The sequence below is a fragment of the Saccharopolyspora gloriosae genome (assembly GCF_022828475.1).
GTDB classification, from domain to species: Bacteria; Actinomycetota; Actinomycetes; order Mycobacteriales; family Pseudonocardiaceae; genus Saccharopolyspora_C; species Saccharopolyspora_C gloriosae_A.
This window is the reverse complement of sequence record NZ_CP059557.1, coordinates 3,720,907-3,735,342: the sequence shown is the minus strand read 5'-3', so window position 1 is coordinate 3,735,342 and position 14,436 is coordinate 3,720,907. Positions and strand designations below refer to the sequence as shown.

At 68.5% G+C, this 14,436-nt stretch carries 10 protein-coding genes and 1 pseudogene; 7 read left to right on the top strand and 4 right to left on the bottom strand.

What is annotated here, in order from left to right; genetic code table 11:
* Position 1 precedes the first annotated feature (1 nt).
* A complete protein-coding gene (gene paaE / locus H2Q94_RS16010; protein WP_243795736.1) occupies positions 2 to 1,084 on the top strand; it encodes a 1,2-phenylacetyl-CoA epoxidase subunit PaaE in 1,083 nt (360 codons plus the stop codon).
* On the opposite strand, the gene H2Q94_RS16005 is transcribed toward paaE, so the two are convergent.
* Positions 1,072 to 1,623 carry a DinB family protein gene (locus H2Q94_RS16005; protein ID WP_243787923.1) on the bottom strand — a complete coding sequence of 184 codons (552 nt, stop codon included), beginning with the start codon at positions 1,621 to 1,623 and terminating at the stop codon, positions 1,072 to 1,074. The two genes, paaE and H2Q94_RS16005, sit on opposite strands and share 13 nt — an antisense overlap.
* A 159-nt stretch (positions 1,624 to 1,782) precedes the next feature.
* On the opposite strand from H2Q94_RS16005, the gene H2Q94_RS16000 reads away from it, so the two are divergent.
* Positions 1,783 to 2,313: a GNAT family N-acetyltransferase gene (locus tag H2Q94_RS16000; protein ID WP_309501035.1), complete on the top strand. Its 531-nt coding sequence runs from the start codon at positions 1,783 to 1,785 to the stop codon at positions 2,311 to 2,313.
* 46 nt (positions 2,314 to 2,359) lie between these two features.
* On the opposite strand, the pseudogene H2Q94_RS15995 reads toward H2Q94_RS16000, so the two are convergent.
* From H2Q94_RS15995 to H2Q94_RS15985, 3 genes and pseudogenes are all read right to left on the bottom strand, one after another.
* Positions 2,360 to 3,198, bottom strand: a pseudogene (locus tag H2Q94_RS15995) (alpha/beta fold hydrolase).
* A 68-nt stretch (positions 3,199 to 3,266) separates the two neighbouring features.
* Positions 3,267 to 4,322, bottom strand: coding sequence for an aldose 1-epimerase family protein (locus H2Q94_RS15990; RefSeq protein WP_243787922.1), 1,056 nt, complete (start codon positions 4,320 to 4,322; stop codon positions 3,267 to 3,269).
* A gap of 81 nt (positions 4,323 to 4,403) precedes the next feature.
* Entirely contained in the window at positions 4,404 to 6,140 is a 1,737-nt protein-coding gene (locus H2Q94_RS15985) for a glycoside hydrolase family 2 protein (protein ID WP_243787921.1), read from the bottom strand.
* A gap of 416 nt (positions 6,141 to 6,556) precedes the next feature.
* Between H2Q94_RS15985 and H2Q94_RS15980 the strand changes: the two genes are divergently transcribed.
* The 5 genes from H2Q94_RS15980 to H2Q94_RS15960 all read left to right on the top strand — a co-directional run bounded on the left by H2Q94_RS15980 (position 6,557) and on the right by H2Q94_RS15960 (position 14,416).
* Entirely contained in the window at positions 6,557 to 8,281 is a 1,725-nt protein-coding gene (locus H2Q94_RS15980) for an AMP-binding protein (RefSeq protein ID WP_243787919.1), read from the top strand.
* Positions 8,282 to 8,469: 188 nt separating this feature from the next.
* Positions 8,470 to 9,108: an MSMEG_1061 family FMN-dependent PPOX-type flavoprotein gene (locus tag H2Q94_RS15975; RefSeq protein WP_258718612.1), complete on the top strand. Its 639-nt coding sequence runs from the start codon at positions 8,470 to 8,472 to the stop codon at positions 9,106 to 9,108.
* Between the two features lie 1,146 nt (positions 9,109 to 10,254).
* The gene (locus tag H2Q94_RS15970; protein ID WP_243787917.1) at positions 10,255 to 11,964 is read left to right on the top strand and encodes a glycine/sarcosine N-methyltransferase; all 1,710 of its coding nucleotides are present in this window, start codon (positions 10,255 to 10,257) and stop codon (positions 11,962 to 11,964) included.
* A gap of 132 nt (positions 11,965 to 12,096) precedes the next feature.
* On the top strand, positions 12,097 to 13,299 hold the full coding sequence (gene metK / locus H2Q94_RS15965) for a methionine adenosyltransferase (protein ID WP_309501034.1): 1,203 nt from the start codon (positions 12,097 to 12,099) through the stop codon (positions 13,297 to 13,299).
* 142 nt (positions 13,300 to 13,441) lie between these two features.
* Positions 13,442 to 14,416, top strand: coding sequence for a carbohydrate kinase family protein (locus H2Q94_RS15960; RefSeq protein WP_243787915.1), 975 nt, complete (start codon positions 13,442 to 13,444; stop codon positions 14,414 to 14,416).
* Positions 14,417 to 14,436: the final 20 nt, after the last annotated feature.

Here is a 14,436-nt window from a genome sequence, read left to right as displayed (position 1 = left end):
AATGGACGGATCGGTGGCGTCCCGCCGCCGCACCGGCTTCCACGCGCTTCGGGTGGCCGAGGTGGACCGGCTGTGCGAGGACGCGGCCGCGGTCACCTTCGACGTGCCGCCGGAACTCGCAGCGGAGTTCGCGTTCCGCCCCGGCCAGTCGCTCACGCTGCGGCGCACCGGCGCCGACGGTGAACACCGGCGCTCGTACTCGATCTGCGCGCCGGTGGGGGAGCGCCCGCGCATCGGAGTGCGGCTGGTGCCGGACGGCGTGTTCTCCGCGTGGCTGGTCCACGAGGTCCGCCCCGGTGACCTGATCGAGGTGCAGCCGCCGTCCGGATCGTTCACGCCCGACCTGAGCGCTCCCGGCAGGCACGTGCTGATCGCGGCGGGCTCGGGCATCACGCCGGTGCTCTCGATCGCGGCGAGCCTGCTGCGGGAGAGCGGCTCGGAAGTGACCTTGGTGTACGGCAACCGGCGCAGCGACACGGTGATGTTCGCCGACGAACTCGCCGACCTCAAGGACCGCTACCCGGCCAGGCTGGATCTGGTGCACGTGCTCTCCCGCGAGCCGCGCGAGTCGGAACTGGTGTCCGGACGCCTCGACGCCGCGAAGCTGCGGGCACTGCTCGGTGCGCTGGTGCCGGTGGACGGGGACGCGCACTGGTGGCTGTGCGGGCCGTACGGCTTGGTCACCGGCGCGCAGGACGTGCTCACCGGGCTCGGCGTCGCCCCCGATCAGGTGCACCAGGAGTTGTTCTACGTCGACGAACCCCTGCCGAACCCGATCCGCCCCGAGGACGCCCCGCCGCCGGGTGCGCGCAGCGAGGTCACCGTGGTGCTCGACGGCCGCACGAGCACGCTGTCGCTGCCGCGCGACGTTCCGGTGCTCGACGGAGCGCAGCGCGCCCGCCCGGACCTGCCGTTCGCCTGCAAGGGCGGCGTCTGCGGCACCTGCCGGGCCAAGGTCACCTCCGGCGAGGTGGCGATGCGCCGCAACTTCGCCCTCGAACGGTCCGAAGTGGACGCAGGTTTCGTGCTCACCTGCCAATCCCTGCCCACCACCGATCAACTCACGGTCGACTACGACACCTGATCACCGGTGCGGCCTCGACCGGCGGCGGCGCGCAGCATGCGGAGCTGGCCGATCTCGGCGGCGTTCTTCATCAGCTCGGCGTTCACCCAGCCGGCCAGGTGCGCGATCGTCATCGCCGGATCGTTCTGCCAAGGGAACGGCGCCGGGTCGTCGAGGTCTCGCTCGGTGAGCCGATCCAGCACGAGCAGCCAGTCGGAGCGCAGGCTTCGCAGCCAGGTGAGCGCCGGTTCGCCATCGCCGGGCCAGGCGATGTCCGCGTGGTCGCGCGGTGGCTCGCCCTGGAGGTGATCGAGTGTCACGCTCCACCACCAGCCGATGTGCCAGGCGACCCAGGCGATCGTCGGTACCGGAACGGGATCGGGCTCGACCTCGGCGAAATCCGGCGCCCACCCGCCGTCGGCGCCCTGGCGCAACGTCCAGCAGTACGGCGTGGGTTCCCACCGGAAGTCGGCTTCGTCCAGCCGTTCCAGGTGGTACTCGAACAACGACCAGGTCAGTTCGAACTGCCAGCGCAGCAGCTCTGGGCGCGAAGTGGACACCGCACTGACCCTGCCACGCTCCGCACGGGAGCGGGCAATCCTTTTCGCGTCAGCCGCGGTTCACCGTGCGGCGCGACCAGGCCGACCGGGACGCCTCGGGATGCCGGACGCGGGAACATCCAATCTGCCACCGCCTGCGACGGCGGCTAACGTTTCCCCATGGTCCCGATGCCGGTCACCGAGCGAGTCGCGCTGCGGGAGTGGGCTCCCGACGACGTCGACGGTGCGTTCGCCGTGTACGGCACCGCCACCGTCACCGACTGGCTGGTGCCGTCGATGCCGAGCGTCGCCGACCTGGCCGCGATGCGCCGAGTGCTGGCCCAGTGGATCGAGGAGCAGCGCGAGACGACGCCGCCGCTGGGCCGGTGGGCGTTCGAACACCGGGAGAGCGGTGAGGTCATCGGCGGCGCTGAGCTGCGGCTGCTGCCGCCGCACTACGAGGACGTCGAGGTCGCCTGGCATCTGCGCCCGAACTCGTGGGGGCAGGGCTACGCGAAGGAAGCCACCGGGGCACTGATCCGCTGGGCGTTCGCGCACGAAGCGGTGGAGCTGTTCGCGGTCGTCGACCCGCTCAACGACCGTGCACATCGCACGGCCGAACGACTGGGCATGGATTGGGTCGGCGAGACCACGAAGTACTACGACCGCCCGCTGCACGTCTACCGCATCCGCCCCGGAGACCTGGACTGAGAGGTCGCTACCCGAATGGTTCCGCGTGGCGGGCCGGGTGACGAACTCAGGCGTCCTGGTGGGCGATCAGGTGTTCCAGGAGCAGGCGGGTCAGCTCCTCCGCGGCCTGCTCCGGGACCCAGTGCGAGACGTCCTCGATCATCTCGAACCGGTAGTCGGCGGTGACGTGGTCGCCGGTGGCCAGTGCGGCGGTCGAGCCGAGGGCGGCGTCCTCGGTGCTCCACGCGTACAGCGTCGGCACTCGGATCGGGCCGATCGCGTCGTTCAACTTCGACGCCCGGTACCAGTTCAGCGCGGCGTCCAGCGCGCCCGGCTCGCTGAACCGCTGGACGTACTCTTCGACGTGCGTCTCGGGGATCTTGTGTTCGAACAAGCGTCGCAGCCGCCGCGCCCCGTCCTCCAGCAGCAGCTTGTCGGAGCCGGATCGGCGGAACACCTGCATGTACTCCGAGCGCCGCTGCTGGTCCTCGTCCTCGCGCAGCGCGCGGGCGAACGCGTCCAGGTGCGGCGTGGAGACCGCGGCGAGCGACTTGATCCGATCCGGGTGCGCCGCCGCGACCGCCCAGGCGACGGCGGCACCCCAGTCGTGGCCCACCAGGTCGAACCGTGCCCAGCCGAGGTGGTCCGCGATCGCGAGCACGTCGGCGACCAGCGCCTCCATCCGGTAGTCGGCGACCTCGGTCGGGCGCACGCGGGGGAGTAGCCGCGCTGATCGGGGGCGACCGCGTGACATCGGGCGCCGCCGAGCACCGCGAGCTGCTCCCGCCACTCGATGGCGGCCTGCGGGAAACCGTGCAGCAGCAGGACCGGGCGGTCGCCTTCGGCACCTGCGCTCAGCGCGTCGAAGGTGCCTGCGGCTGTGGGAATCTCAATGTAATCGGCCACCCCCGCACTTTAGAGCCCGCGACCGGCCGGGGTGCTCGACGGTTCGGGCGGACCTGGTCGGCGTGGGGTTACTCCGCGAGGCGGTAGCCCCAGGTTCCCTCGTGAATGTCGCCGGGGCGGAGCACGATCAATCCGTCACCAGTGACGAAAGCGTTGGGAGCGCAGGTCATCGGTTCCACGGTGATGCCGGAGCGGGCCGGGCGGTCCGCTTCCGGAGTGTCGTCCGTGTACACCTGCAGATAGCCCTGGGTGCGGTCCACCCAGAGCTCCACCCGGCTCCCGTCGGAGCGTCCGAATCGGACGGTCGAAATGCCTTCGGAGTCCCGGGCGAGGTCGGTGAACGCGGTGTCCATGACGGTCGTCCCGATCGGCCGGGCGGTGCGGTAGTCGAACTCGCCGCCCTCGACCGAGGCGGTGCCGGTCGGGATCAGCCGGTCGTTGGTCACGTAGTAGGTGCTCGCGGGCAGTTCGAAGACGATGTCGTTGATGCTGCCCGTGCCCGCGGCGAGGTAGGTGTGGTTCGCGGTGGCGAACGGAGCGTCCTTCGAGCCGATGTTGCGGGCCGAGAGCGTGCTGCGAATTCCGTTGCCCTCCAACGCGAATTCGATTCGGAACGCCAGCTGGAACGGGTAGCCGTAATGCGGGTGCAGCACGTGTTCCAGCACGACCCGGTCGCCCCGGTGCTCCACCGGCGTCCACTCGGTGAAGCCCATCAGGCCGTGTAGCGCAGACTCTCTGGACGGCTCGTTGATCGGCACCTGCAGCTGTTCGCCGCCGAACTCGTACTGCCCCTGATCGATGCGATTCGCCCACGGCAGCAGGGTTTTCCCCTGCCAGCCCTCGCCGAGCTCGTCGGCCGCGTGCGTCAGCAGCATCTCGGTGCCGTCGACCTGCCAGGACAGCAAGGTCGCCGCGACTCCGGCCACCACGGCGCTGTGGCGGCCGGAGCGCAGCTCGTAGAGCCTGCCGTGCAGCGAGCCGCCGGCAGGCTCCGCCATCGCCCGCCGCTGCCCGGTCACGGACATGCCGGCGGCGGTGAGCCCGGCCGTCCCCGCGGCGGCAAGTGCCGCCCCACCTAGTGTTCGCCTGCTCCACTTGCGGGACGAGCCGTGCTCACCGGACATCGTTGTCCTCCTAGTTGCGGGAAACCTGTTGCGGCGGAACGAAACCCCGGCCGGTGCGGGACCGGCCGGGGTCGGTGCGGATTACGGGGTGCCCGCGTCGATCACGGCTTCGTTCGCCGCGCGGACCGAGGCGAGATCGGGCTTGAGGATCTCGCGGTCGTAGGTGAAGAAACCGTTCACCTCGTTCTCCACATCGGTCGTCTGGGTGTAGACCGAGGCGGAGATGCCCTTCTCGCCGATGATGCGCACCAGGTCGTCGTGCACCTCCTGGTAGCGGCGGGTCAGGTCCTCGCGGGTCTCGACGATCTCGTACGACGAGGGCTCACCGGGCCACAGGTGGCCGTCCTCGATGAGCCCGAGCCCGCCGTACTCGCCGTCCACCGACGCCCGATCCCCGGTGACGTCCGGGGCGCCGGGACCGACGTAGGTGTGGTCGTCGTAGATGTGCCCGGCTCCGGTGTCCGGCAACGAATCGCAGCAGTTCACCCCGCTGGCCGCGTTGACCAGCCGGGACGGGTCCTGCGCCTCGACCTGCTCGGCGACGCGGGCGGTGTCGAACTCGCCCCAGCCCTCGTTGAACGGCACCCACGTCACGATCGACGGCGAGCTGCCGAGCTGATCGATCATCTCGGCGGCCTCCGCCTCGAAGTTCGCCTTCGCCTCGTCACCGGGAGTCTCGCCGTTGACCAGTGCGGGCATGTCCTGCCACACCAGCAGCCCGAGCTGATCCGCGTGGTGGTACCAGCGGGCCGGTTCCACCTTGATGTGCTTGCGGACCATGTTGAAGCCGAGTTCCTTGGTCTGCTCCAGGTCGAACCGCAGTGCCTCATCGGTCGGCGCGGTGAGGATGCCGTCGGGCCAGTAGCCCTGGTCCAGTGGGCCGTGCTGGAAGAGGATCTCGCCGTTGAGCGCCAGCCGCGGCCTGCCCTGCTCGTCATCGATGAGCCCGATGGAACGCATCCCCGCGTAGCTGCCGACCTCGTCGACCGGTCGACCATCGGCGTCGAGCAGCCGAACCGTCAGGTCGTAGAGGAACGGGTCGTCCGGTGACCACAGGTGCGGGTCCGGCACGTCCAGGCGCAGGTCCTCGTCGGCGGCCCCGGTGGCGCGCGCGACCTCGGCGCCGCCCGGTTCGCTGAGCACGGCTTCGACCTGGCCGCCCTGCGAGGAGGCGGCGTTCACGGTGAGGCTGCTCGAGGCCAGGTCCGGGGTGGAGCGCACGTTGGTGATGTGCGACTCCGGAACCGGCTCCAGCCAGACGGTCTGCCAGATGCCGGAACCGCCGGTGTAGAAGATCCCGCTGGGATCGTTGCGCTGCTTGCCGACCGGGTAGGGGTTCGCGTCGTTGCGGTCCTCGACGGCGACGGTCAGCTGCTGCGGGCCGCTGCCGGTGACGGCGTCGGTGATGTCCGCGCTGAATGCGGTGAACCCGCCTTCGTGGGTGGCGACCTCCTGGCCGTTGACGCTGACCGTCGCCTTCTGGTCGACCGCGCCGAAGTGCAGCAGCAACCGCTGCCCGGACCAGTCGGCGGGCACCTCGAAGCTGCGCTCGTAGCGCAGGTGGTCGTCGTGGCGCTGGATTCCGGAGAGCCCGGATTCCGGCGGATACGGCACGAGGATCTGCTCGGAGGTCTCGGCCGGGGGAGTGGCGGCACCGGCGAAATCCCAGAGCCCGTTGAGGTTCTGCCAGCGTTCGCGGGTCAGCTGCGGGCGCGGGTACTCGGGCAGGGCGTTGTCGGGGCCGACCTGGTCGGTCCACCGGGTCGCCAGCGGTGGATCCTTCGGTTCCCATGCGGACGGCGACGCCTGTGCGGGCATGCCGGTCACGGTAGCGAGCGATGCGGCGCCGATCAGAGCACCGACACGGAATCGGAGTAGTGGGCGGCGGGTCAACGCGCGTCGGTGCACGTGGCCTCCTGGTGGATTCGAACCAGTGGGACGGAGCAGGCGCCGAGCCGCTTGCCGCAGGTCAACGCCATCCCCAGTGCTGATGATCAGGACTTCCCGGCAGCGACCCCGGGAAATCAGGACGAAAGCGAAACCACAACAAGCAACAACAGTGACCACAAACACACGCGAAGTCAACGGCACCACGCGAATGCCCGCGCATCGGAGCAACGCCATGGATCTGTTCGGGTGTGCCGGTTAGGTTTGTCCGGGCGTTGCGGACGGTCCGAACGGGACGGTGCGCGACGCGACCTACCACCGCCGCCGGAGTCGAGGAGGACGCGGACATGGCCCAGCAAGCGGACAGCGGTCGAGTGACGGCGGGACCCGGTGGAGCCGAGTTCCTGGCGGCGCGAGATCTGCTGCTGAGCAGGCGGGAGGACTACGCCGCCGCCCGCGCGGAGTTCCGCTGGCCGCGCCCGCCCGAGTTCAACTGGGCGCTGGACTGGTTCGACACCATCGCGGCCCGGCAGGACCGGATCGCGCTGTGGATCGTGGAAGCCGACGGCAGCGAGCAGAAGCTGACGTTCGGGGACCTCACGCGCCGCTCGAACCAGGTCGCGAACTGGCTGCGCGGGCTCGGGGTGTCCCGCGGCGACCGGCTGATCCTGATGCTCGGCAACCAGGTGGAGCTGTGGGAGACGATCCTCGCGGCGATGAAGCTCGGTGCGGTCGTTATCCCCGCGACGCCGTTGCTCGGACCCGCCGACCTGCGCGACCGGGTGGATCGCGGCGCAGCCCGCCACGTCGTCACCTCCTCCGCGCACACCGCCAAGTTCGAGGACGTGCCCGGCGACTACACCCGGATCGCCGTGGGCGGTGCGGACGGCTGGAAGTCCTATGAGGACAGTGCGGACGCCGCGGCGGAGTTCGCGCCCGACGCGGCCACCCGGGCCGAGGACCCGCTGCTGCTCTACTTCACCTCGGGCACGACCGCGCAGCCCAAGCTGGTCGAGCACACCCACGTCTCCTATCCGATCGGCCATCTGTCCACGATGTACTGGATCGGGCTGGAACCGGGCGACGTGCACCTGAACATCTCGTCGCCGGGCTGGGCGAAGCACGCGTGGAGCAACGTGTTCGCGCCGTGGAACGCCGAGGCGACGGTGTTCATCTACAACTACGAGCGCTTCGACGCGAACGCCCTGATGCGCGAGATGCGACGGTGCGCGGTGACGAGCTTCTGCGCGCCGCCGACGGTCTGGCGGATGCTCATCCAGGCCGACCTCACCGGGTTGCCGACACCGCCGCGCAAGGTCGTGGGCGCGGGCGAACCGCTCAACCCGGAGATCGTCGAGCAGGTGCGCCGGGCGTGGGGCGTCACCATCCGGGACGGCTTCGGCCAGACCGAGACCAGCGTCCAGGTCGCCAACACCCCCGGCCAGGAACTCAAGACCGGTTCGATGGGCCGGGCGCTGCCCGGATTCGAGGTGGCCCTGGTCGATCCGGCCAGCGGGCAGGAGGCGTCCGAGGGTGAGATCTGCCTGCGCGTCGACCCGCGACCGGTCGGGCTGATGACCGGTTACGCCGACGACGCCGAGCGCAACGCCGAGGTCATGCGCGGCGGCTACTACCACACCGGTGACGTCGGTTCGGTCGACGAGAACGGCTACATCACCTACGTCGGCCGTACCGACGACGTGTTCAAGGCCTCGGACTACCGGATCTCGCCGTTCGAGCTGGAGAGCGTGCTGCTGGAGCACGAGGCGGTCGTGGAGGCCGCGGTGGTGCCCTCGCCGGACCCGATCAGGCTCGCGGTGCCGAAGGCGTACGTGGTGCTCGCGCAGGGCTGGGAACCGTCCGGTGACACGGCGCTGGCGATCCTGCGGTTCGCGCGGGAACACCTGGCGCCCTACAAGCGGATCCGGCGGCTCGAGTTCGCCGATCTGCCCAAGACGATCTCCGGCAAGATTCGCCGGGTCCAACTCCGCACTCGGGAAGTGGAGATCCACGAGGATCCGGCTCCGGCCGGCGAGTATCGCGAGGAGGACTTCCCCGACCTCAAATCCTGACCGACCGTTCCGGCCCGGGCGCACCCCGCACGGATCTTCTGGTGCCGAACGGACCGATCGCCCTCTCACTCCGGGCGGCCGGTCCGTTCTTCGCGAGGGCACCATACGACCGTCGAAGTCGACCTCTCCAGCGCAGTTAGGGTAGCCTAATCAACGAGTCGGCGATCGAATCAGGACGGTGGGGGCGCGTGCGCGACGAGACGGTTGAGATCGGCACGGTGACTTCGGACGCCGAGTTGCGCGAACTGGTCAAAGAGCCGCACCCGATGATCGCGGAGAAGGCGATCGACCGGGTGGACGAGGAATCCCGCCGATTCCTGGCGGCCTCGCCGTTCTTCCTGCTGGCGACCACGTCCTCGGACGGTTCGCTGGACGTGTCACCGCGCGGCGACCCGCCGGGCTCGGTGCTGGTGGAGGACGACGGCCGGACTCTGGTGTTCGCCGACCGCCCGGGGAACCGGCGGCTGGACAGCCTGCGCAACATCGTGCGGCACCCGCAGGTGGCGATGCTGTTCATGGTCCCCGGCTCCAACGACACGATCCGGGTGAACGGCACGGCGACGATCGTGCGGGAGGCGCCGTACTTCGAGCGCCTCGTGGTCGAGGGCAAGCGGCCGGATCTGGCCGTCTCGGTGCGGATCGACGAGCTGTTCCTGCACTGCGCGAAGGCGTTCCTGCGCTCCTCGTTGTGGGACCCGGCGGGCTGGCCGGACCGGGAATCGGTTCCCAGCGCCGGCCGCATCGCGAAGAGCCAGGCGGGCACGAAGATGCCGGAGAAGGTCCTCAACGCCGCTCTGAAGCTGGACGCGCGCTTCCGCAAGTACTGATCCCGGACGCCGATCCCAGGCGACGCCCCGGCCGCTCGGAAGGCGCGGACGGCGGTGCGCCACGTGCGCCCGCCGGGCGCCGCGAGCCGCCGGGTGCGTGAGCTCGGACGGTGCGGTGGCGATGCTCACCCCGGCGCCCCGTCGCGGCTCCTCGGCGAGCGCGGAGCGCGTGGACGCGGCTCGCATGCGGTCACGGCGGGGAACCGGATCAGAACGGTGGGTCGATCCTCCGGTTGACGTTCGTGGCGCGGTGACACTTGTCTCCGCGCCACGAACGCCGCGGTGGGGAGCCCTCGGCACCGCGATGATCGACGAGCGCTCCATCCCGCAGGCCGTATCGGACGGTTCGACCAATCGGCGTTGATGAAATGGCGGAATTAATTCAGTCATTCGCGCGTTGTCGCACTATGTGGAAATCCGATTGGAGAATTCCGGTCGGAGCCCGGTGCAGGTCGGCGCGGGCGCTCGGCGTCCTGGCGCGGGCAGCGCACGCGGGGTGCGGGGGTGCCGGATCGACCTGGTAGGAAGGCCGTCCACTGGGGATCTCCCCGGGAATTTCCCGCCGGGGCTGGCGCAGCGGGGGCGGGCATCGTAACATCCTGAGCCCCCGAATCGATCTCCCAGGCGAAAAAGGGAAATCGGTATCACCCCGCGAGCCCCCTGTGAGCAGTTTTGTAGGTATTCGCGGTTGCGCTATTCAATGTTGTCATGGTAAGTGCTGCGTACGCGATCATACACACATCGGCGCTGGGGTGCACTTATGTGATCGTGACATGCCTGAAAAAGGCACGGAAAAGGCGCTGGTGGGCGCGCATTTTTTCACCCAGGGTGACGATACGAATCACGCAAATATCCCATTGCTGTGATCAGTGTCACAGCGGCGCACGCTTGCTTCGGCAACTCATTCGAATAGTTTGGTTACTCGACGCACGATTTCGCGTCGAACCCGGTCGGCAATGGGGCTGACTGAGTGCGAGCACTGGTGCAGGTGCGCGGCCTGAATTTCGCGGCCGCCCACACCGGTGCGGAGGTGTCGCCTTATTCGAGCGGCGACCCCGCACGACCGCGAGTTGATCTCGGGGCGGATTCGCGCGGACCTGAGTGGTGCATGAGGCGCATGACCAACGCGAGTGGTGGGAGTGAAGTATGGCCAAGAGCGTGGACGACCTGGCGCAGCACGGAGCACGCAACGGTGTGGCCGAGGACGCGGCCGAACTGGTCGCCCGTGAGGAGCAGGTCTTCGGCGACAACCCGTTGGACGTGCGCGAATCCGATCATTACACGCACGAGTACGTCGGTGGATTCGTCGATAAATGGGACGACCTGATCGACTGGAAGAAGCGCTACGAGAGCGAGGGCCGGTTCTTCATCGACCAGCTCAAAGCCCGTGGTGTGGAGTCCGTCCTGGACGTGGCCACCGGTACCGGTTTCCACTCCGTGCGGCTGCTCGAAGAGGGCTTCGAGACAGTCAGCGCCGACGGCAGCCCGCAGATGCTGGCCCAGGCCTTCCGCAACGGCCTGACCTACGGCGGGCACATCCTGCGCGTCGTGCACGCCGACTGGCGCTGGCTCAACCGCGACGTGCACGGCGAGTACGACGCCATCATCTGCCTGGGCAACTCGTTCACGCACCTGTTCTCCGAGCGGGACCGGCGCAAGACCCTGGCCGAGTTCTACGCCATGCTCAAGCACGACGGCGTATTGATCATCGACCAGCGCAACTACGACGCGATCCTGGACGACGGATTCTCCAGCAAGCACACGTACTACTACGCCGGTGAAGACGTGTCCGCGGAGCCGGACCACGTGGACGAGGGCTTGGCCCGATTCAAATACACCTTCCCGGACAAGAGCGAATTCTTCCTCAACATGTACCCGTTGCGGAAGAATTACGTCCGTCGGCTGTTGCGTGAGGTCGGATTCCAGCGAATCGACACCTACGGCGATTTCCAGGAAACGTACGCCGACCAGGACCCGGACTTCTACATCCACGTCGCGGAGAAGAATTACCGCACCGAGGACGAGCTGTCCGACGTCTACTCGACGGCGGTGCACACTGCTCGCGACTACTACAACTCCGAAGACGCGGACAATTTCTACTACCACGTCTGGGGCGGCAACGACATTCACGTCGGTCTCTACAACACCCCGGACGAGGACATCGACGCCGCCTCGCGGCGCACCGTCGAGCGCATGACGGCGAAGGTCGAGATCACGCCGGAGACCCGGATCCTGGACATCGGGGCCGGCTACGGCGGTGCGGCTCGCTACCTGGCCAAGACCTACGGCTGCAAGGTCGCCTGCCTGAACCTCAGCGAGGTCGAGAACGCCCGCAACGTCGAGTTCAACCGCGCCGCGGGCCTCGACCACCTGATCGAGGTCAAGGACGGTTCCTTCGAGGACATCCCGTTCCAGGACAACGCGTTCGACCTGGTCTGGTCGCAGGACGCCATCCTGCACAGCGGGGACCGCGAGCGGGTGCTGGAAGAGGTGACGCGAGTCCTGAGCAAGGGCGGTTCGTTCGTGTTCACCGACCCGATGGCCGCCGACACCGCCCGCAAGCAGGACCTGGGGCCGATCCTGGAGCGGCTGAACCTGGACACTATGGGTTCGCCCGGCTTCTACCGGCGCGAACTGGCCCGACTGGGCCTGCAGACGATCGACTTCGAGGACCTCAGCTCGTACCTGCCGGTGCACTACCAGCGGGTGCTCGAGGTGCTGGAAGCACGCGAGTCCGAACTCTCCGACCGGATCAGTGAGGAATATCGCAGCAAGATGAAGCGTGGCCTGCGTGCCTGGGTGGAGTCCGGTAACGGCGGAAGCCTGGCATGGGGCATCATCCACGCCCGTGCATGATCATCAGTAATGCGTACGGCCGGTCCTGATGGTCCGGTTGGCGGGGTGCCAGTGAGTGGACACTCATTACATCCCAGTCGCCAGTGCGCAAGGATCGAAGCCGCCAAAGAAGCTGAGAGGTGAGGTTGAGCCGTGAGTGAGATCAATCGCAGGTTGTTCACCAGCGAGTCGGTGACCGAAGGTCACCCTGACAAGATCTGCGACGCGATCAGCGACTCCGTACTGGACGCGATGCTGGCGCAGGACCCGCGGTCCCGCGTCGCGGTGGAGACGCTTGTGACGACCGGCCAGGTGCACGTGGCCGGTGAGGTCACCACCAGTGCTTACGTCGACATCCCGTCCATCGTGCGGGAGAAGATCCTTGAGATCGGCTACGACTCGTCGGCCAAGGGCTTCGACGGCAACTCCTGCGGCGTGAACATCGCGATCGGCGCGCAGTCCCCGGACATCGGCCAGGGCGTGGACACCGCCCACGAGAGCCGGGTCGAGGGCGTCATCGACGAGATCGCCAAGCAGGGTGCCGGCGACCAGGGCCTGATGTTCGGCTACGCCTGCAACGACACCGACGAGCTCGCGCCGCTGCCGATCACGCTGGCGCACCGGCTCTCGCGTCGCCTGACCGAGGTCCGCAAGGACGGCACGCTGCCGTACTTGCGCGCCGACGGCAAGACGCAGGTCACCATCGAGTACGCCGGTGACCAGCCGGTCCGCCTGGACACCGTGGTGCTGTCGACGCAGCACGCCGAGGAGATCGACCTCGACAAGACGCTGACCAAGGACATCAACGAGAAGGTCATCGCCCCCGAGCTCGAGCGGGTCGGCCTGGACACCACCGACTCCCGGGTGCTGATCAACCCGACCGGTCGCTTCGTCGTCGGTGGCCCCATGGGTGACGCGGGCCTGACCGGCCGGAAGATCATCGTCGACACCTACGGCGGCATGGCCCGCCACGGTGGCGGCGCCTTCTCCGGCAAGGACCCGTCGAAGGTGGACCGCTCCGCGGCCTACGCGACCCGTTGGGTGGCGAAGAACGCGGTGGCCGCCGGGCTCGCCGGCCGCATCGAGGTGCAAATCGCCTACGCGATCGGCAAGGCCGCCCCGGTCGGGCTGTTCGTGGAGACCTTCGGCACCGAGAACGTGGACCCGGTCAAGATCCAGGCCGCGATCAACGAGGTGTTCGACCTGCGTCCCGCCGCGATCATCCGGGACCTGGACCTGCTGCGTCCGATCTACGCGCAGACCGCCGCCTACGGCCACTTCGGCCGCAGCGACGTGAGCCTGCCGTGGGAGAACACCGACCGGGCCGAGGCGCTCAAGAGCGCCGCCGGTATCTGATCGAGCACATGCGGACGTTCGCACGGGCTGTCGCGGGGCGTGGCACGGCCACGCCCCGCGGCCCGGTGCGGGCCAGGTATTCAGAAGTTCTTGGGGCCGGTGGCCGACGATGTCGCCGGCCGGCCGATAAGGAGTTGTTGTAGTGCGGATTGCGGTGACCGGGTCGATCGCCACCGACCACCTGATGTCCTTCCCGGGCAGGATCGCCGAACAGCTGATCGCCGATCAGCTCGAGTCGGTGTCGCTGTCGTTCCTCGTCGATGAGCTGGAGGTGCGTCGCGGCGGGGTCGCGGCGAACATCACCTTCGGCCTCGGCAAGCTCGGCGTCACCTCGCTGCTGGTGGGCGCAGTCGGGCAGGACTTCGAGGAATACCGGACGTGGCTGGAGCGTCACGGCGTGGACACCGCTTCGGTGCGCGTCTCGGAGACCAAGCACACGTCCCGGTTCTTGTGCACCACCGACCTGGACTTCAACCAGATCGCCTCGTTCTACCCGGGCGCCATGTCCGAGGCCTCGGAGATCGAGCTCAAGCCGGTCGCCGACCGCGTGGGCGGACTCGACCTCGTGGTGATCTCGGCGAACGACCCGGACGCGATGGTGAAGTACACCAAGGAGTGCCGGGACCGCGGTTACAAGTTCCTCGCCGACCCCGGCCAGCAGCTGGCCCGGATGGACGGCGAGTCGGTCCGCGAACTCGTCCGAGGCGCGGAGTACTTGTTCACGAACGAATACGAGCAGAGCCTGCTGCTGCAGAGCACCGGCTGGAGCCACGCCGAGGTGCTGGCCGAGGTCGGCAGCTGGGTCACCTCGCTGGGCGCGAAGGGCCTCAAGGTCGAGTCGGCCTCGGCCCCGACCTTCGAGATCCAGCCGCCCAAGGAGAAGCAGAAGGGCGACCCGACCGGGGTCGGCGACGCACTGCGCGCCGGATTCCTCGGCGGTCTGTCCGGCGAGCTGAGCGTGGAGCGGGCCTTGCAGCTCGGCTGCACGCTGGCGACCGTCTCGCTGGAGACCGACGGGCCGCAGGAGTACGACGTCGAGCGCGAGTCGTTCCTCGCGCGTATCGGTGAGGCATACGGCGACACCGCCGCCGCGGAGATCGGTTCGAAGCTGCGCTGAGTTCCGGGGGCGGCACCGGG